Source organism: Streptantibioticus ferralitis, from assembly GCF_029223525.1.
Lineage (GTDB): Bacteria > Actinomycetota > Actinomycetes > Streptomycetales > Streptomycetaceae > Streptantibioticus_A > Streptantibioticus_A ferralitis.
This window is the reverse complement of record NZ_JARHTQ010000021.1, coordinates 93,615-110,594: the sequence shown is the minus strand read 5'-3', so window position 1 is coordinate 110,594 and position 16,980 is coordinate 93,615. Positions and strand designations below refer to the sequence as shown.

Annotated in this window: 15 protein-coding genes and 2 tRNA genes; 11 read left to right on the top strand and 6 right to left on the bottom strand. The window is 70.0% G+C overall.

All coding sequences use genetic code 11. The features are described 5' to 3' along the window. Positions 1-8: 8 nt before the first annotated feature. Positions 9-527 carry a DsbA family protein gene (locus P2L57_RS27205; RefSeq protein ID WP_275818724.1) on the bottom strand — a complete coding sequence of 173 codons (519 nt, stop codon included), beginning with the start codon at positions 525-527 and terminating at the stop codon, positions 9-11. Positions 528-727: 200 nt separating this feature from the next. Between P2L57_RS27205 and P2L57_RS27200 the strand changes: the two genes are divergently transcribed. Next, positions 728-1,207 (top strand): hypothetical protein, encoded by a 480-nt coding sequence (locus tag P2L57_RS27200; protein WP_275818723.1) that lies wholly within the window; start codon positions 728-730, stop codon positions 1,205-1,207. A 359-nt stretch (positions 1,208-1,566) separates the two neighbouring features. Here the strand turns inward: P2L57_RS27200 and P2L57_RS27195 are convergent, their stop codons facing one another. Together P2L57_RS27195 and P2L57_RS27190 are read right to left on the bottom strand one after the other, a co-directional pair. Next, positions 1,567-2,124 (bottom strand): CGNR zinc finger domain-containing protein, encoded by a 558-nt coding sequence (locus tag P2L57_RS27195; RefSeq protein WP_275818722.1) that lies wholly within the window; start codon positions 2,122-2,124, stop codon positions 1,567-1,569. A 297-nt stretch (positions 2,125-2,421) separates the two neighbouring features. Continuing rightward, on the bottom strand, positions 2,422-2,835 hold the full coding sequence (locus P2L57_RS27190; protein WP_003959770.1) for an SsgA family sporulation/cell division regulator: 414 nt from the start codon (positions 2,833-2,835) through the stop codon (positions 2,422-2,424). A 325-nt stretch (positions 2,836-3,160) separates the two neighbouring features. Between P2L57_RS27190 and P2L57_RS27185 the strand changes: the two genes are divergently transcribed. From P2L57_RS27185 to P2L57_RS27175, 3 genes are all read left to right on the top strand, one after another. Continuing rightward, positions 3,161-3,232 (top strand) — tRNA-Val (locus tag P2L57_RS27185). 69 nt (positions 3,233-3,301) lie between these two features. Further along, positions 3,302-3,775 (top strand): SRPBCC family protein, encoded by a 474-nt coding sequence (locus P2L57_RS27180; RefSeq protein ID WP_275818721.1) that lies wholly within the window; start codon positions 3,302-3,304, stop codon positions 3,773-3,775. Between the two features lie 62 nt (positions 3,776-3,837). After that, positions 3,838-3,909, top strand: a tRNA-Val gene (locus P2L57_RS27175). 104 nt (positions 3,910-4,013) lie between these two features. Here the strand turns inward: P2L57_RS27175 and P2L57_RS27170 are convergent. After that, complete coding sequence (locus P2L57_RS27170) at positions 4,014-4,742, bottom strand: exonuclease domain-containing protein (protein ID WP_275818720.1); 729 nt, start codon at positions 4,740-4,742, stop codon at positions 4,014-4,016. A 241-nt stretch (positions 4,743-4,983) separates the two neighbouring features. On the opposite strand from P2L57_RS27170, the gene P2L57_RS27165 reads away from it, so the two are divergent. The 4 genes from P2L57_RS27165 to P2L57_RS27150 all read left to right on the top strand — a co-directional run bounded on the left by P2L57_RS27165 (position 4,984) and on the right by P2L57_RS27150 (position 9,646). Then, the gene (locus tag P2L57_RS27165) at positions 4,984-5,550 is read left to right on the top strand and encodes a DUF4365 domain-containing protein (protein WP_275818719.1); all 567 of its coding nucleotides are present in this window, start codon (positions 4,984-4,986) and stop codon (positions 5,548-5,550) included. Continuing rightward, on the top strand, positions 5,550-6,743 hold the full coding sequence (locus P2L57_RS27160; protein ID WP_275818718.1) for a hypothetical protein: 1,194 nt from the start codon (positions 5,550-5,552) through the stop codon (positions 6,741-6,743). The genes P2L57_RS27165 and P2L57_RS27160 overlap by 1 nt, the downstream gene beginning before the upstream one ends. A gap of 267 nt (positions 6,744-7,010) precedes the next feature. Next, entirely contained in the window at positions 7,011-8,993 is a 1,983-nt protein-coding gene (thrS, locus tag P2L57_RS27155) for a threonine--tRNA ligase (protein ID WP_275818717.1), read from the top strand. Between the two features lie 83 nt (positions 8,994-9,076). Then, the gene (locus P2L57_RS27150; RefSeq protein ID WP_275818716.1) at positions 9,077-9,646 is read left to right on the top strand and encodes an HIT family protein; all 570 of its coding nucleotides are present in this window, start codon (positions 9,077-9,079) and stop codon (positions 9,644-9,646) included. A 187-nt stretch (positions 9,647-9,833) separates the two neighbouring features. Here P2L57_RS27150 and P2L57_RS27145 read toward each other — a convergent pair whose 3' ends face one another. Together P2L57_RS27145 and P2L57_RS27140 are read right to left on the bottom strand one after the other, a co-directional pair. Beyond that, positions 9,834-11,420, bottom strand: coding sequence for an AbeC-like domain-containing protein (locus P2L57_RS27145; protein ID WP_275818761.1), 1,587 nt, complete (start codon positions 11,418-11,420; stop codon positions 9,834-9,836). A gap of 251 nt (positions 11,421-11,671) precedes the next feature. Further along, the gene (locus tag P2L57_RS27140) at positions 11,672-13,870 is read right to left on the bottom strand and encodes an elongation factor G-like protein EF-G2 (RefSeq protein WP_275818715.1); all 2,199 of its coding nucleotides are present in this window, start codon (positions 13,868-13,870) and stop codon (positions 11,672-11,674) included. 288 nt (positions 13,871-14,158) lie between these two features. On the opposite strand from P2L57_RS27140, the gene pgsA reads away from it, so the two are divergent. From pgsA to P2L57_RS27125, 3 genes are read left to right on the top strand one after another with little or no spacing between them, the layout of a single operon-like run. After that, positions 14,159-14,821, top strand: coding sequence for a phosphatidylinositol phosphate synthase (gene pgsA / locus P2L57_RS27135; protein WP_275818714.1), 663 nt, complete (start codon positions 14,159-14,161; stop codon positions 14,819-14,821). Then, complete coding sequence (locus P2L57_RS27130; protein ID WP_275818713.1) at positions 14,818-15,756, top strand: phosphatidylinositol mannoside acyltransferase; 939 nt, start codon at positions 14,818-14,820, stop codon at positions 15,754-15,756. Before pgsA ends, P2L57_RS27130 begins: the two co-directional genes overlap by 4 nt. Continuing rightward, on the top strand, positions 15,753-16,913 hold the full coding sequence (locus P2L57_RS27125; RefSeq protein ID WP_275818712.1) for a glycosyltransferase family 4 protein: 1,161 nt from the start codon (positions 15,753-15,755) through the stop codon (positions 16,911-16,913). The genes P2L57_RS27130 and P2L57_RS27125 overlap by 4 nt, the downstream gene beginning before the upstream one ends. Positions 16,914-16,980: the final 67 nt, after the last annotated feature.

Genomic DNA, 16,980 nt, shown 5'->3' with positions numbered 1-16,980 from the left:
GGCAAGGCCTAGTCGGCGGTCGAACCCAGCACACGGTCGGCGAGCTCCTGGATCCGCTCGCGCAGCCCCTCCTGGCTCTTGCCACCGTCCAGCCGCACCCCGTCGATGACGTACGTGGGCGTACCCGTGACGCCGATCGCCTTGCCCTCCGCGTGGTCGGCGTCCACGGTCAGGATGTGGCGGCCGTCCACCAGCGCGGTGTCCATCTCCTCGTCGTCGAGGTCCAACTCCTCGGCGATCCGCACCAGCAGCGGTTCGCCGCGCTGTTCGAGCTCCTCGATTCGGGCGAGCACGGCTTCGACGTACTCCCAGCCCAGCCCCTGGGCGAAGGCCTCCTCGGCGGCCTGCGCCGCGGCGAAGGCGTACTTGTGCTTCTCCAGGGGGAAGTGGCGCAGCCGGATCTCCAGCCGGTCGCCATAGCCTTCGCGTAGCACCCGCAGGTCCTGCTGCCAGGCGGTACGACAGTCGGGGCACTGCAGGTCGCACCAGAAGTCGAGGGTCACGCTGCGGGGGGTGGCTTCGTTCATACGGTCAGTCTCTCAGCCGCTCCGGTCGGCGCCCCCGTGCGGCGGCGGCATCTGGCACCTGGGGAGGATCATCACCCGGAGATCTCCCTGAAGCCGGAGCCCGGGCATGGCCCGGACCACCGCGGTCGGTGCACGATGGAGGGGACGCACATCCGGCTGATTGGAGTAGCCATGTCCGGAATCGGCACGAGGAGCGGGCGATGCTGACCGCGACCGTGTGCGTCGCCCTGTCCGGTGCGGGACTCGCAGTGGCGCTGCTGACCGCCTGGCGGCGCCGGTTTCGGCGGGCGACCCGCATAGCGGCGCTGGCGCTGCTGCCCATTGGGCTGTACGAGGCCGGGCTGATCACGCTCGGCGGCAAGATCGGCAGCGCGGTCGGCAGCTGGGCCGCCGACCTGGTCTTCAAGCCCACCGTCTGGGCGGGCTTCGCGGTGCTGGCGCTGGCCGTCGTGCTGTACGTGGCCACCCGCTTCGGCGATGCCAAGCAGGTCACCCGCGCGGAGCGGAAGGCCGCGCAGGCGTCGAAGGGCGGCCCGGCGATCGGTGCCGCCACCTCCGCACCGCAGCTGAGCCGGTCGAAGACCGCCCCCGTGGCTCGGCCGAAGGGCCGGAGCGGAGCAGATGATGCGCTGTCCGACATGGGGGACATCGAGGAGATCCTTAAGAAACACGGCATCTGAGCAAGCGGGTTGGGCGCGGCGCGACGGCGCCACGCCCTGGCGCGCCGCACAACCACCCCTGCGGGTCAGCGTGTTGGGCTCCCTTGGACGGCCGCGGTACGCGATGATCGTTATGGCTGCCGCCAACTGCCCCTAGCCGTAAGCGACTTGAGGCATACGGGGACGTACTGTTGTGCGAGCATGCCCCCTGACGAGTGACTTACGACCTGCCGAGGCCGCGCACCAAATGAACGACGACTCCCGTGGGTGCCTGTTCGCGCTCTCCCAGCCGCCGCTCATTCTGTTTCTCGGGGTGATCGGAACCCTGATCTTCTTCGGCGCGTGTTACGACCTGCTCGGCTTCTGACCGCCGGTGGCCGTCACTGCGCCGCCTCGCGTTGGCGGGCGCGGTACGCGGCCACGTGCAGCCGGTTGCCGCAGGTGCGGCTGTCGCAGTAGCGGCGTGAGCGGTTGCGGGACAGGTCGACGAACGCGCGCCGGCAGTCCGGCGCCGCGCACCGGCGCAGCCGGTCCCGTTCGCCCGCGACCACCAGATACGCCAGGGCCATCCCACCGTCCGCGGCGAGGTACTGGGCGAGCGAGGCGCCCGGGGCGAAGTAGTGCACATGCCAGTCGTAGTCGTCGTGGTCGGTCAGCCGCGGGGTGGTCCCGGCCTCCGCGACCATGGCGTTGATCAGGGCCGCCGCGGTACGGGTGCCGGAGGCGGTCAGGACCGCGGTGAACCGGTCCCGTACCGCGCGTACTGCCGGGAGATCCGACTCCGCCAGTCGCCCCACGTCGCTGACCCGGTTGCGCGCCACGAAGTCGCGCAGCGAGTCGAGACCGTCCAGCCTTTCCCGGCCCTCACTCTCCGGCGCGGTGTTGAGCAGATCGACGACGCAGTCGAGGGCGCACCGGGTGTCATGGTTGATCAGCACGGCTTCGCTCCCTGGCCGGAGGGTCGGACAGCGCACCGGCGGGTCGGCGCCCGCGGCTGTTTGCCGGGTGACTTTACTCAAGTCGACCACGCGCTGTCGCCACCCGTATCGACCTTGTGATGCCGCGCTGGGGGCGGGCGGCGGGGTCCGTCGTCCCGAACGGGTGCACGGACCGTACCAGGGCCGCGCGCACAGAAGCGCCGCTGCCGCGGGGTGTGCGGCAACGGCGCTCCGACGCGCGATTTCAGGCCCGCGCCGTCCCCCCGAGTAGGACGGCCGCGGGCGGCGGGCGGGGGCTCAGCTCTCCGCGAGGATGTGTGACAGCTCCGTATCGAGGTCGAAGTGGCGGTGCTCGGTGCCTGGCGGCACAGCGGCGTCGGTCCGCTTCAGGAACGACTCCAGGGCCCGCGCTGGGGCTTCGAGCAACGCCTCGCCCTCTGGAGAGCTCAGGGCGATACAGACAACGCCCTGGCCGTGGCTCCTGGAGGGCCAGACACGGACATCGCCGGTTCCGGTGGGACGGTGCAACCCCTCCGCGAGCAGGTCGCGGGCAAACACCCATTCGACCGTCTCTTCGGCACCAGTGTGGAAGGTAGCGTGCACGGCGTAGGGATCGGCCGTGTCGTACCGCAGGCCCGCGGGTACGGGCAGTGAGGATTCGCTCGACACAACGAGGCGCAGGTGCAGCTCGCAGCTGACCGTGGTGTTCATAAGCGCCAAGGCCTTTCGCTCAGTGTGCGCTCGGGGATTCGCACGTCGGCGAAATCGACATGCCACCTGCGGGGACGTTGTAAACCCCTCTGACTGGTTTGTGAGGTTTCTGGTACTTCGTTCGGGCCAGTCCTGGGATGACCCGGTGGGCCGATGCGGTGAGGCGGTCGGATCGGTCGACTGCACCGTTGCGGTCACGAAGAGTGACGGTAGCGGTTCGGCTCCGCCGGTGTCTCCCGGCGGGCACCGGCGCACCGAAGCGCGACCGGTGGCACCGAGTGGTCAAGAGCCCCCGCTGACATGCGGTAATGTTGTCCCCGCGCCGGGGCGATTAGCTCAGTGGGAGAGCGCTTCGTTCACACCGAAGAGGTCACTGGTTCGAACCCAGTATCGCCCACCCTGGTCAGGGGCCCGGAAGCCGCACAAGGCTTCCGGGCCCTTCGCTGTTGCCGCCACACTGACCGCTATGGACTGGTGCTGGTACGACTTCCGCGACGTCTGGCGGCTCGACGCCCCTCCCGAGGTGGTCTACGGGGTCCTGGAGCGCGCCGAGGAGTACCCGCGATGGTGGCCGCAGATACGCCGGGTCGAGCCGATCGACGACCAGACGGGCACCGTCCACTTCCGCTCCTTCCTCCCGTACGACCTCGTGGTCACCGCCCAGGAGGCGCGTCGCGACCGGGCGGCGCGGGTGCTGGAGATCGCGATGACCGGTGACCTGGAGGGGTGGGCGCGGTGGACGCTCGGCTCCGTCGGCGCCGGTACGCGCGCGCTCTTCGAGCAGCAGGTGATCGTGCGGAAGCCGTTGATGCGGCGGCTCGCCGTCCCCGGTCGGCCGTTCTTCCGCGCCAACCACGCGCTGATGATGCGCGGCGGACGACGCGGGCTGCGCACCCTGCTCGCCGAACGGGCGGACCGGGGGCAAGGAAACGGCGTTTGAACACACGGTCCCGCGCACTGTATTGTTCTCGTCGTGCCGCGGGGCTCCCGCGGGACAGACCCGGGCGATTAGCTCAGTGGGAGAGCGCTTCGTTCACACCGAAGAGGTCACTGGTTCGAACCCAGTATCGCCCACCCTGGTCAAGGCCGGTCAGCGTCAACGCGCTGACCGGCCTTGTGCGTTGCGGACCGGCAGATCCCTGACGGACCTGAGCCCGTTCGGGGCCGACGGTCAGGCGCTAGGCCGCGGCGGGCAGTTCAGGGCGCAGCGGCCACGCCGGATCACAGCGCTCCGCCGAGCCGTTCCTGGCGAACCAGGCCTCAAGGCCGCGTGCCTGCGCCGCGTGCCACAGCGCCTGTCGCACATGGAGCTCCGCCGGCGTCATCCTGCCGAGGCTCTGCTCCGCGTAACGGTGGCCGATCGCCCGCACCAGACGCAGTGACGCCAGCGCGTCCGCCGCCGCGTCATGTGCGTCGGTGAGCGGGACGCCGTAGTGCGCGCACAGGTCGCCGAGCGTACGGCGGCCCTTGCGGTAGCGGTCGGCGTACTTGTCGAGCACCCTCGGGTCCAGTACGCACAGCGCGGTGCGCTCCATGTACCCGAACAGGCCGATCCCGCGATGGCGCTTCAGCTCCCGGTCGAGCAGGGTCAGATCGAACGGGGCGTTCATCACCACCAGCGGTGTGGAAGGCTCCGCTTCGCGTGCCAGCGCCCGGGCCATCGACTCGACGGCCGGACCAGGAGCCCCGCCGTGCTCCCGCAGATGGGCGTCGGTCAGCCCGTGGACGGCCGTCGCGGCCTCGGGCACCGGCACACCGGGGTCAACCAGCCAGCGCAGGAAGCGCGGTTCGGCACCATCGCTGTCCTGCAGCACGAGTGCGCCGGACACTATGCGGTCATGCTCCACGTCCACACCGGTGGTCTCGGTGTCGAACGAGGCGAGGGGCCCTTCGAACCAACGCGCCATGACCGCTCCCCTCTCCGCCTGCCGGGTTCGGTGGACAATCCACTGTCCGTTTCCTACCCGTGACGCCACGTCATCGAACCGCATCGCGGTGTACCGGATCGCACCCGTTTGCGGATCATCCCCCGCGGAGAAAACAGAGTTGACGGACCGTTCGGATCAGGGGCAGGCAAGCCGCCCCAACCATCGGGTGGTTCGGCGCGGGGAATGATTCACGCAAGGCCCGGAAGGCACGGCAGCAGCCATGGCGCTCGCTCAGCCCGAACCCGGCGCGCTGCTTCCCGAACGGACGGCACCGCTACGGGGAGGACTCGCCACCACCAGTTGTATGGAGACCCTGCAGGTGGGCTATCTGCATGCGGTGGCCGCGGCGGCCGGATGCTCGCTCGCCCAGCCCTTTCCCGACAACGGCATCGACTGGCACCTCAGCCACAGCTCCCACGGCCATGCGGTCGACGACGAGATCACCATAAAGGTGCAGCTCAAGTGCACCTACCAGGTGGCACCGAACCCTCCGGGGCCGTTCTTCTCGTTCACCTTGGAGAACGCCCACCTCGCCAAGCTGGCCCGCACACCGGTCTCGGTGCACAAGATCCTCGTCGTGATGCTGGTCCCGCGCAGCCAGGAGCAGTGGCTGCGCGCGGGCCACGACCGCATGGAGCTGAGGCACTGCTGCTACTGGACGAACCTCGCCGGTCAGCCGGTGACGGGCAGGTACAAGACCACCGTGCGGATCCCCACCGCCCGGATCTTCGACGACCGGGCGCTGTGCGAGATCATGACGCGGGTCGGGGCGGGAGGGAGACCCTGATGCGACTGACCGGAGAGGACTCCGACGTATCCGGCCCGGAGCTGCCCGAAGCCGAACTGCCCGACCCCGAGCGCGTCGACCCCGATGTGCTCACCGCACTGCTCGCCCGGCACGGCTGGCAGCGCAGGGGCGGCGAGAGCGGGCGGTACACCCGGTGGACGCCGCCTGGCAGCGACGTCCGGCGTGGCGTCACGGCGTCCAGCCTGCTGGTGCCCGCGGGCCGGGCGTACGGGGACTATGCCGACCTGGTCGGCGAGGCGCTGACCGCGCTCGCCCACTCCGGCGCACCCTCGGCCCGCGAGGTGCTGCTGGCGCTCTCGGTGCCGGGGGACGAGATCCGCTGGCGGCGTGATGTGCCACGGTGCGCCGGAGCGGTGCCGTGGACGGCGGCGGAGCAGCTGCGGACCGCGGTGCGCGGGATGCTCACGGCCGCGGCCCGGGCCGCCCAGGGCAAGGCGGGGTACTTCGGGGAGCGGCACGGGCGGTACGCCACCGCCTACCTGGAGCAGGTGCTCATCGGGCCCTCCTCCGGCGGCCACCTGGTGACCGCGTACGCCCCGGCGCCGGACGGCCGCTCCGTCACGATGACGCTGCTGCGCGCGCTGCAGGCGGCCCGCGACGCGGTGGACTACCAACGGGCGACCGGCCGTCTCGAGGCGTTCGACGCCGCGGTGGAGCTCGGCGTGTGCCATGAACTCGTCACGGCGGTGGCCCACTTGGTGCGGGACAGCGAAGGCGCCGAGATCGCCTTGGCCTGGTCCCCGGCGGCCGGGCTGCCGCTCGGGGTGGCCGCCCGCCCGGAGCCGGTGGAGTTCTCTCCGGGCGATCTGCCCGCGTTGCAGCAGGCCGCCGAGCGCTACGCCGCCGCGGAGCCGCCGGTTCCGGTCACCGTGATCGGGACCGTGGTCCGGCTGCGCAGCGCCCTTCCGGCGGAGGGCGGTGCGGTGCGGCTGCGGGTGCTCGGCGGTGCGGACGTACGGCAGGTCCGTATGCGGTTGGGGGCGGACGACTATCGGGTCGCCGCCCACGCCCATCTCGTGGGGTTGCCGATCCAGGTCAGCGGAGCGCTGGAGCCGCGGCGCCGCTTCCGGCGGCTGGCCGGGGCGCGCGGGGTGAGGCTGCTGCGGCTTGACGCCGCTGAGCGCGACCGGTTGCTCAAGTCCTTGCAGGAGGCCGCGGAGGCGGTCGACTAGGGCGTTGCGCTTCCTTTCGGCACCGCCGGTCTCCGCCATTCGCGGCGGATCCTTTTTTGGGGGGCAAGCCCCCGAACCCCCGGGGACTGGGGGCGTGCCCCCAAAAAATCCCGCCGCGAGGGCGAATAAGCACCGCCATGGCGACCTGCGGTCCCGGCGAACCGCAGCCCTGATGACCACGGCTTAGCGCCCGAGCGGTCCCGCTCGGTACGATTCACCGGTGCAGCGTCCGCTGCCGACTGTGTGACGTGAGTCAGGAGAAGACCGGTGTCAGAGCTCCGTGTGATCATCAAACGCGATTCCGTGGAACGGGAAGATCGCGTGGTCACGACGGGGACGACGGCCGCGGACCTCTTCGAGGGGGACCGCTCCGTCGTCGCTGCCCGTGTCGCCGGTGAGCTGAAGGACCTCGGCTACCCGCTCGCCGACGGCGACGAGGTGGAGCCGGTCACCATCGACAGCGAGGACGGGCTGAGCATCCTGCGCCACTCGACCGCGCACGTCATGGCGCAGGCGGTGCAGGAGATCTTCCCGGAGGCCAAGCTCGGCATCGGTCCGCCGATCAAGGACGGCTTCTACTACGACTTCGACGTCGACCAGCCGTTCAACCCGGACGATCTCAAGCGCGTCGAGAAGAAGATGCAGGAGATCATCAAGCGCGGCCAGCGCTTCTCGCGCCGCGCGGTGAGCGACGAGGCGGCCCGCGAGGAGCTCGCCGCCGAGCCGTACAAGCTGGAGCTGATCGGTCTCAAGGGCTCCGCCGCGGACGCCGCCGAGGGCGCCTCCGCCGAGGTCGGCGCCGGTGAGCTGACCATCTACGACAACCTCGACGCCAAGACCGGCGACCTGTGCTGGAAGGATCTGTGCCGCGGTCCGCACCTGCCCACCACCCGGAACATCCCGGCGTTCAAGCTGATGCGCACCGCCGCCGCGTACTGGCGCGGCAGCGAGAAGAACCCGCAGCTGCAGCGGATCTACGGCACCGCCTGGCCGTCGAAGGACGAGCTGAAGGCCTACCTCGACCGGCTGGCCGAGGCCGAGAAGCGTGATCACCGCAAGCTCGGCGCCGAGCTCGACCTGTTCTCCTTCCCCGAGGAGATCGGCTCGGGTCTGCCGGTGTTCCACCCCAAGGGCGGTGTCATCCGCCGGGTGATGGAGGACTACTCGCGCCGTCGCCACGAGGAGGCCGGGTACTCGTTCGTCAACACCCCGCACATCACCAAGCAGGAGCTGTACCAGACCTCCGGCCACCTGGACTGGTACGCGGACGGCATGTACCCGCCCATGGAGCTGGACGAGGGCCACAAGTACTACCTCAAGCCCATGAACTGCCCCATGCACAACCTGATCTTCAGGTCCCGGGGGCGCTCCTACCGCGAACTCCCGCTGCGTCTCTTCGAGTTCGGCACCGTCTACCGGTACGAGAAGTCCGGCGTGGTGCACGGACTGACCCGGGTCCGCGGGCTGACCCAGGACGACGCGCACATCTACTGCACCAAGGAGCAGATGGCCGACGAGCTCGACTCGCTGCTCACCTTCGTGCTGAACCTGCTGCGTGACTACGGGCTCAACGACTTCTACCTGGAGCTGTCCACCAAGGACCCGGAGAAGTTCATCGGCTCCGACGAGGTCTGGGAGGAGGCCACCCAGACGCTGCGCGAGGCCGCCGAGAAGCAGGGCCTTGAACTGGTGATGGACCCGGGCGGCGCCGCCTTCTACGGCCCGAAGATCTCCGTCCAGGCACGGGACGCGATCGGCCGCAGCTGGCAGATGTCCACGATCCAGGTGGACTTCAACCTGCCGGAGCGGTTCGACCTGGAGTTCCAGGCCGCCGACGGCTCGCGGCAGCGTCCGGTGATGATCCACCGGGCACTCTTCGGCTCCATCGAGCGGTTCTTCGGGGTACTGACCGAGCACTACGCGGGCGCCTTCCCGGCCTGGCTCGCGCCCGTGCAGGCGGTCGGCATCCCGATCGGCGACGCCCATGTGCCGTACCTGGAGGAGTTCGCGTCGGCGGCGCGGGCCAAGGGTCTGCGCATCGAGGTGGACGCGTCCTCGGAACGCATGCAGAAGAAGATCAGGAACGCGCAGAAGCAGAAGGTGCCGTTCATGGTCATCGCCGGTGATGAGGATGTCGCGAACGGTGCGGTGAGCTTCCGCTACCGCGACGGCTCGCAGAAGAACGGCATCCCGCGTGACGAAGCGCTGGCCGAGATCGTTGACGCTGTGGAGCGCCGCATCCAGGTGTGACGAGCCCCCGCTGGGACGGGGCCGGGGAGGGGCGGACCGTTACGGTCCGCCCCTCCCCGCGTCGTCGGCCGCCGCGGGCGAATATGCTGCACAGCATGACGACTGAGCCGGAGCAGCAGATCGGAGTCGGGACGCCGGACGCGTTCCAGCGCCTGTGGACCCCGCACCGCATGGCGTACATCCAGGGTGAGAACAAGCCGACCGGCCCGGAGGCCGGCGACGGCTGCCCCTTCTGCGCCATTCCGGCCAAGTCCGACGAGGACGGCCTGATCATCGCGCGCGGTGAGACCGTCTACGCGGTCCTCAACCTCTACCCCTACAACGGCGGCCATCTGATGGTGGTGCCGTACCGGCACGTTGCCGACTACACAGATCTCGACGAGGCCGAGACGGTGGAGCTGGCGGAGTTCACCAAGCACGCGATGACCGCCCTGCGCTCGGCCTCCGGAGCGCATGGCTTCAACATCGGCATGAACCAGGGCGAGGTGGCCGGCGCGGGCATCGCCGCCCACCTCCACCAGCACGTGGTGCCGCGCTGGGGTGGCGACACCAACTTCATGCCGGTCGTCGGCCACACGAAGGTGCTGCCGCAGTTGCTTGCGGACACCCGCGCCATGCTGGCGGCCCACTGGCCGTCCGAACGGTCGGACTGATCACCCGCAATCCGCGCGTCGTCCTCAAGCGCCGAGACGGGCTGAATCTTCCGCCCGTCTCGGCGCTGCTTTCAGCCTGTCCGGCACTTGAGGACAAAGTCAGCCCGTCCAGCGCTTGAGGACGAAAGCCAGCCCGTCCGGCGCTTGAGGACGGAAGGGCTGGCGGGTGGGGCAAGAACCGCAGGCGCTACGCGTTGTACGCGTCAGCCGACCGAGGCTCTGCCCCCTGGACCAAACCGCTGAGCATCAGCGACCGGTTGGTGAACCGCTCCGTGTCCACCCCGTTCTCCTCCAGAACGGAAATCGCGGCGGCGTTCACCGCGCGCAACACCGGAGTCGCAGCGCGCAACGCGTCGTCCGCCATGAACCGGTGCTTCCACGGCTTGTCCGCCCACGCGTGCCGCAGCCCGAACGGCTCGGGCAGCGTCAGCTGGCCGCCGAGGAAGTCCAGGATCGGCGGAAACCAGGTGAACGGCGCGCGTGCGGTGAGCCGCACCACCTCGCCCGCGTCCACCAACGGCAGGTTCACGGTCCTGGTCTCCCAGAACTTGACGGTTTTTGAGACCTCCTTGGTCTTCGGCGAAGGGCCGCCCATGAACAGCGAGTTCACCGGTCCGAGCGCGTGCCCGGTCACCTCGATCCGCAGGGTGTAGTGCAGCACCGTCACCGTGATCAGCAGATTGAGCACCAACTGGCCGTCCCACAGCACGAACTGGACACCGAGGTAGTGCCGGTTGCCGCTGCCGAACTGCTGCTCGTTGCAGATCCGCTGTATCTCGAAGTCCTTCACGGTGAAGCCCTCGACCTCAGCCCCGGTGGGTCGGCTGACCTCCTTGGCGCCCTCGCCGACCGGCGCCACGATCCAGTGCCGTATCGAGGGCTTGGGGAAGCCGCCGGTGTGCAGCGGACCGCGCTCCAGATCGCGCAACCGGTCCTGGATGGCCTTGATGACGTCCCAGCTGCGGAAGGGGTGGATGTCGGTGTCGGCCCGCGGCTCCAGTTCCTCCGCCAGCTGCCAGACGCCCCAGCGCGAGCCCATGCCCAATATGCCCTTGGGGCCGGCGTAGAAGACCACGTTGCTGCTCTGCTCGGTGGCCAGCGCCATCAGCGACTGGCGCATCAGCTCGGCGCGGGTCTGGTTGGGGTGCTGCGGCACCGCCTCCGGGATCTTCGCGCCGACGCCGCCACCGCCGAGCAGCGACGCCCAGCGTTCCCGTAGATCCACCGCGGTGCGCTCGCAGATGCGCTTGGCGATGTACCAGCCGAGCACCGGAACCAGCAGCATCACCCGCAGGTACTGCCTGAAGAACCCGGTCAGCGGAGGCCGCCACAACAGCAGCGCGGCGAGCCCCACCACGATCGCGAGCACCACGCCGCCCAGTGACCCGACGCGCCCGTCCAACTTGCCGAGCGTACGGCGCAGTTGGAACGCGCCGAGCCAGATCAGCACACCGGGCAGGAAGAGCAGACCGCACACGCCCATCACGACGGTCAGGCGCATGTCGCGCTGCTGACGGATCCGGTTCGCCGCCAGGCAGTGCACCACGACGGTCTGCGGATCCATGCCGAAGGACTGGATGGTCTCCTTGCGTGCGCCGCCGAGCATCCGCACCTGCACCGCGCGTGCGAACGCCTCGCCCAGGTTCGGTTCGAACAGGGACAGCTTCGGCGGTTTGACGCTCGCCTCGGAGTTGACGTTCACCAGGGCCTCGACCGGCCCGTCCCGGTACGCGGCGGAGGACAGCGCCTGGGTGGCGGCCGTCTCCCCGCCCATGCCGATCAGCGGCACCTGGGCGCCCGGGCTGAAGTCGAACTCCACGCCGGAGAAACTCGACACTGCCGCCCCCAACTCCCTTGGCCGATGGCCCGGTAAGGGCCGTCAACGAACTCCACCGTGCATCGGATTGGCACACCGTCCGATCTACCTGCACAGCGTATCCGGACGGTGACCAACTCGTCAGTGGTGCGGGGTGAAAGACGACTCCCGGGGTGAAGGACGACTCCCCGCGGTAAGGGATACGGGAGTTACCTGGTCTCCTCCTGCTCCTCCCGCAGCTTCGCGGCGAGTTGCGGCGGCATCGGCTCATGCCGGGCGTACGAGCGGCTGAACCGGCCGGTTCCGTGCGAGATCGACCGCAGGTCGATCGCATACCGTCCGATCTCGATCTCGGGCACCTCGGCGCGCACCAACGTCCGGCCGGGTCCCGCCGGTTCGGTCCCCAGCACCCGGCCCCTGCGCCCGGCGAGGTCGCTCATCACCGGTCCCACGTACTCGTCCGAGACCAGCACCTGCACCTCGGCGACGGGCTCCAGCAGGTGGATACGGGAATCCTTGGCGGCCTCCCGCAGTGCCAGCGCGCCCGCGGTCTGGAAAGCGGCGTCGGAGGAGTCCACCGAGTGCGCCTTGCCGTCGAGCAGGGTGACCCTGATGTCCACCACGGGGTATCCAGCCGCTACGCCCTTGGCGGCCTGCGCGCGTACGCCCTTTTCCACCGAAGGGATGAACTGACGCGGCACCGCGCCGCCGACCACCTTGTCGACGAACTCGATACCCGAGCCCACCGGCAGCGGTTCCACCTCGATCTCGCAGATCGCGAACTGCCCGTGGCCACCGGACTGTTTGACATGCCGACCGCGCCCGGCCGCCTTGTCGCCGAAGGTCTCGCGCAGCGACACCCGGTACGGTACGGCGTCGACCTGGACGCCGTACCGGCCGCGCAACCGCTCCAGCGCCACGTCCACATGCGCCTCGCCCAGACACCACAGCACCACCTGGTGGGTGTCCTGGTTCTGCTCCAGGCACATCGTCGGGTCCTCGGCGACCAGTCGTGCCAGGCCCTGCGACAGCTTGTCCTCGTCGGCCTTGCTGTGCGCCTCGATGGCGACCGGCAGCAGCGGGTCCGGCATGATCCACGGCTCCATGAGCAGCGGGTCGTCCTTCGCGGACAGGGTGTCGCCGGTCTCCGCGCGGGTCAGCTTCGCCACACACACCAGATCGCCGGCGATGGCCCGCGGCACCGGGCGCTGGGTCTTGCCGAACGGGGAGGAGAGCGCGCCCACCCGCTCGTCGACGTCGTGGTCCTCGTGTCCGCGGTCCTCCAGCCCGTGCCCGGAGACATGCACCGTCTCGTCGGGGCGCAACATCCCGGAGAAGACCCGCACCAGGCTGATCCGTCCCACGTAGGGGTCGGAGGAGGTCTTGACCACCTCGGCGGCGAGCGGGCCGTCCGGGTCGCACTCCAGCGGCGGCCGCGGTGCGCCCTGCGGGGTGGTCACCGCTGGGGCCTCGCGCTCGGCCGGTGTCGGGAAGCCACCGGTGATCAGTTCCAGCAGCTCAAGGGTGCCCAGACCGTGGCGTGCGCCCTCCGGCGGTGGGGCGGCGGCGAGCACCGGGTGGAAGGTGCCGCGGGCGACGGCCCGCTCCAGGTCCTCGATCAGGGTCTTCTGGTCGATCTCCGCACCGCCGAGGTAGCGGTCCATCAGGGTCTCGTCCTCGCTCTCGGCGATGATCCCCTCGATGAGCCGGTTCCGGGCCTCTTCGATCAGCGGCAGATGCTCGGGGTCGGGGTCGCGTTCGACGCGCTCGCCCGAGGAGTAGTCGTAGACGCGCTGCGACAGCAGTCCGATCAGACCGGCGACCGGGGTGTGCCCGTCGGGTGCCTCCTCGCCGTACAGCGGCAGATACAGCGGCAGCACCGCATCCGGGTCGTCGCCGCCGAAGACCCGCTGGCAGATGGCGGTCATCTCGTCGAAGTCGGCGCGGGCGTTCTCCAGGTGGGTCACCACCACCGCGCGCGGCATGCCGACCGCCGCGCACTCCTCCCACACCATGCGGGTCGCGCCGTCGACACCGTCGGCGGCCGAGACGACGAAGAGGGCCGCGTCCGCGGCGCGCAGACCGGCCCTCAACTCCCCGACGAAGTCCGCGTATCCGGGGGTGTCCAGCAGATTGATCTTGATATTGCCCCATTCCACCGGGATCAGTGACAGCTGTACCGAACGCTGCTGCCGGTGCTCGATCTCGTCGAAGTCGGAGACGGTCGTGCCCTCCTCGACCCGGCCGCACCGGTTCATCGCCCCGCCGGCCAGGGCCAGCGCCTCCGCCAGCGTCGTCTTGCCTGCTCCGCTGTGGCCGACCAGCACCACGTTCCGCAGCCCCTCGGGCCGGTCGGCCGCCGGTGCGCCTCCGGCGGCTCCCGCATGTGCATCTCGCCTGTCGCCCATCGCTTGCCTCCAGTCACTGCACGGTGACTGCCCTCGTAACCCGCGGCTCATGAGGGCAGGGCTGGCATGCCGGCAGGCGCGAAGGCGAAGGCCACGGGACTGATCAGGCGGCTCCGGTAGCGCCCGCGGTTCTTCGACCTTCCCACGCCCTTAGGTTTGCGTCCATACGTCGTACCCCCGCCCGTACCGGACGGGTGCCTGTGACCGGCCGCACTCCGCGCCTGGCTACGATGGGGCGGCCGGGGCCGCAAGGGGCCAAGCCGGTACTACTGAACTGTCGGGAAGGCCATGCTGAACAAGTACGCGCGTGCTTTCTTCACGCGTGTCCTCACACCGTTCGCCGCACTTCTGCTGCGTCTGGGCATCAGCCCCGACGCGGTCACCCTGGTCGGTACGGGGGGCGTGATGGCGGGTGCGCTGGCCTTCTACCCCAGGGGAGAGTTCTTCTGGGGCACCGTCGTCATCACGCTGTTCGTCTTCTCCGACCTGGTCGACGGCAACATGGCCCGCCAACTCGGCCGCTCCAGCCGATGGGGCGCGTTCCTGGACTCCACGCTGGACCGGGTGGCCGACGCCGCGATCTTCGGCGGGCTCGCGCTGTGGTACGCGGGGGGCGGGCGCAACCTGGTGCTGTGCGCGGTGACCATCTTCTGCCTGGCCAGCGGCCAGATCGTCTCGTACACCAAGGCGCGCGGCGAGGCCATCGGTCTGCCGGTCGACGTCAACGGGCTGGTCGAGCGCGCCGAGCGGCTGGTCATCTCGCTGGTGGCCTGCGGTCTGGCCGGACTGCACGCGTTCGGTGTGCCGCACATCGAGGTGCTGCTGCCGATCGCGCTGTGGATCGTGGCGGCGGGCAGCCTGGTGACCATGGTGCAGCGCGTGGTGACCGTGCGCCGCGAGGCCGCCGAGGCCGACGCAGCGGTGCACGAGGAGGAGGGGAACCCGGCGTGAAGGAGAAGCTCACCGATGCGCTGTACGGGGCCGGATGGGCCGCGGTCAAGCGGCTGCCGGAACCCTTGGCCAACGCATTGGGCCGAGGCATAGCCGATCTGGCCTGGCGCAGGCGCGGCAAGGGCGTACTGCGCCTGGAGGCCAACCTCGCGCGGGTCGTCCCCGACGCCACCCCCGAGCGCCTGGCGGAGCTGTCCCGCGCCGGTATGCGCTCCTACCTGCGCTACTGGATGGAGTCCTTCCGGCTCCCGGCATGGAGCAAGCAGCGCATCCGGGACGGTTTCGAGCCCAAGGACGTCCATCTGCTGGAAGAGGCGCTCGCGGCGGGCAACGGTGTGATCCTCGCCCTGCCGCACATGGGCAACTACGACCTCGCGGGCGCCTGGGTCACCACCAAGCTCGGCGTCCCGTTCAGCACGGTCGCCGAGCGGCTCAAGCCGGAGACGCTCTACGACCGGTTCGTCGCGTACCGCGAGGGCCTGGGCATGGAGGTGCTGCCGCACACCGGCGGCGCCGCCTTCGGCACTCTCGCCCGGCGGCTGCGCTCCGGCGGTCTGGTCTGCCTGGTGGCGGATCGCGATCTGTCCGCCTCCGGGATCGAGGTCTCGTTCTTCGGCGATACCACCCGCATGCCCGCCGGACCTGCGATGCTGTCGATACAGACCGGTGCGCTGCTGCTGCCGGTCACCCTCTGGTACGACGAGTCGGCGGTCCTGCGGGGGCAGGTGCATCCGGCGGTCGAGGTGCCCGAGAACGGCACCAGGACCGAGAAGGCGAAGGCGATGACGCAACGGATGGCCGACGCCTTCGCGGCGGGCATCGCCGAGCATCCGGAGCACTGGCACATGCTGCAGCGGCTGTGGCTGGCGGACCTGGACCCACGCCAGGCCACCGCGGCGAATCGGTCTGACGGCTCCGGAACGGAGAAGCCTTGAGGATCGGGATCGTCTGCCCGTATTCCTGGGATGTCCCCGGCGGTGTGCAGTTCCACATCCGGGACCTCGCCGAGCACCTGATCGGGCTGGGCCACGAGGTGTCCGTGCTGGCCCCCGCCGACGATGACACTCCGCTGCCGGGCTATGTCGTCTCCGCGGGGCGGGCGGTACCCGTGCCGTACAACGGCTCGGTGGCCCGGCTGAACTTCGGGTTTCTGTCCGCCGCGCGGGTACGCCGCTGGCTGCACGACGGCGCCTTCGACGTCATCCACATCCATGAGCCCGCCTCGCCCTCGCTCGGCCTGCTGTCCTGCTGGGCGGCGCAGGGCCCGATCGTGGCGACGTTCCACACCTCCAACCCGCGTTCGCGCGCGATGATCGCGGCGTATCCGATCCTGCAGCCCGCGCTGGAGAAGATCAGCGCACGGATCGCGGTGAGCGAGTACGCCCGGCGCACGCTCGTGGAGCACCTCGGCGGCGATGCCGTGGTCATCCCCAACGGCGTTGATGTGGACTTCTTCGCGAAGGCCGAACCCAAGCCGCAGTGGCAAGGGGAAACGATTGGCTTCATCGGCCGGATCGACGAGCCCCGCAAGGGTCTGCCGACGCTGATGCGGGCCCTCCCGAAGATCCTCGCGGTGCGCCCTGGGGTGCGGTTGCTGGTCGCCGGGCGCGGCGACGAGCAGGAGGCGGTCGAAGGGCTGCCCGAATCCATGCGCGGGCAGGTCGAGTTCCTCGGCATGGTCAGCGACGAGGACAAGGCCCGGATGCTGCGCAGCGTCGATCTGTATGTGGCGCCCAACACCGGTGGCGAGAGCTTCGGCATCATCCTGGTGGAGGCCATGTCGGCGGGCGCGCCGGTGCTGGCCAGCGATCTGGACGCGTTCCGGCAGGTGCTCGACGGGGGAGCGGCGGGTGAGCTGTTCCCGGTCGAGGACGCGGATGCGCTGGCCGCCTCGGCGGTCCGACTGCTCGGTGACAGCGACCGGTTGGCCGAGCTCCGGTCGACGGGCAGCAGGCATGTGCGGCGGTTCGACTGGTCAACGGTCGGCGCCGAGATCCTGTCGGTCTACGAGATGGTGACCGACGGAGCCGCCTCGGTGGCCCCGGACGAACGCACCGGCCTACGGGCTCGGTTGGGCCTGGCCCGGGACTGACGCGACGCCCGCGCCGGCAGGTGCGAACGGGCCGATCCGCCGACCGCGAACGCACCGTACGGCGCCG

What these genes read in the sequence shown, in the direction of transcription:
- P2L57_RS27140 (WP_275818715.1), bottom strand. Translation starts at nt 13,870, where the DNA reads ATGGGCGACAGGCGAGATGCACATGCGGGAGCCGCCGGAGGCGCACCG.
- P2L57_RS27180 (WP_275818721.1), top strand. Translation starts at nt 3,302, where the DNA reads ATGGACTGGTGCTGGTACGACTTCCGCGACGTCTGGCGGCTCGACGCC.
- P2L57_RS27205 (WP_275818724.1), bottom strand. Translation starts at nt 527, where the DNA reads ATGAACGAAGCCACCCCCCGCAGCGTGACCCTCGACTTCTGGTGCGAC.
- P2L57_RS27200 (WP_275818723.1), top strand. Translation starts at nt 728, where the DNA reads ATGCTGACCGCGACCGTGTGCGTCGCCCTGTCCGGTGCGGGACTCGCA.
- P2L57_RS27145 (WP_275818761.1), bottom strand. Translation starts at nt 11,420, where the DNA reads ATGGGCGGGGAGACGGCCGCCACCCAGGCGCTGTCCTCCGCCGCGTAC.
- P2L57_RS27150 (WP_275818716.1), top strand. Translation starts at nt 9,077, where the DNA reads ATGCTGCACAGCATGACGACTGAGCCGGAGCAGCAGATCGGAGTCGGG.
- P2L57_RS27190 (WP_003959770.1), bottom strand. Translation starts at nt 2,835, where the DNA reads ATGAACACCACGGTCAGCTGCGAGCTGCACCTGCGCCTCGTTGTGTCG.
- P2L57_RS27160 (WP_275818718.1), top strand. Translation starts at nt 5,550, where the DNA reads ATGCGACTGACCGGAGAGGACTCCGACGTATCCGGCCCGGAGCTGCCC.
- P2L57_RS27170 (WP_275818720.1), bottom strand. Translation starts at nt 4,742, where the DNA reads ATGGCGCGTTGGTTCGAAGGGCCCCTCGCCTCGTTCGACACCGAGACC.
- P2L57_RS27165 (WP_275818719.1), top strand. Translation starts at nt 4,984, where the DNA reads ATGGCGCTCGCTCAGCCCGAACCCGGCGCGCTGCTTCCCGAACGGACG.
- pgsA (WP_275818714.1), top strand. Translation starts at nt 14,159, where the DNA reads ATGCTGAACAAGTACGCGCGTGCTTTCTTCACGCGTGTCCTCACACCG.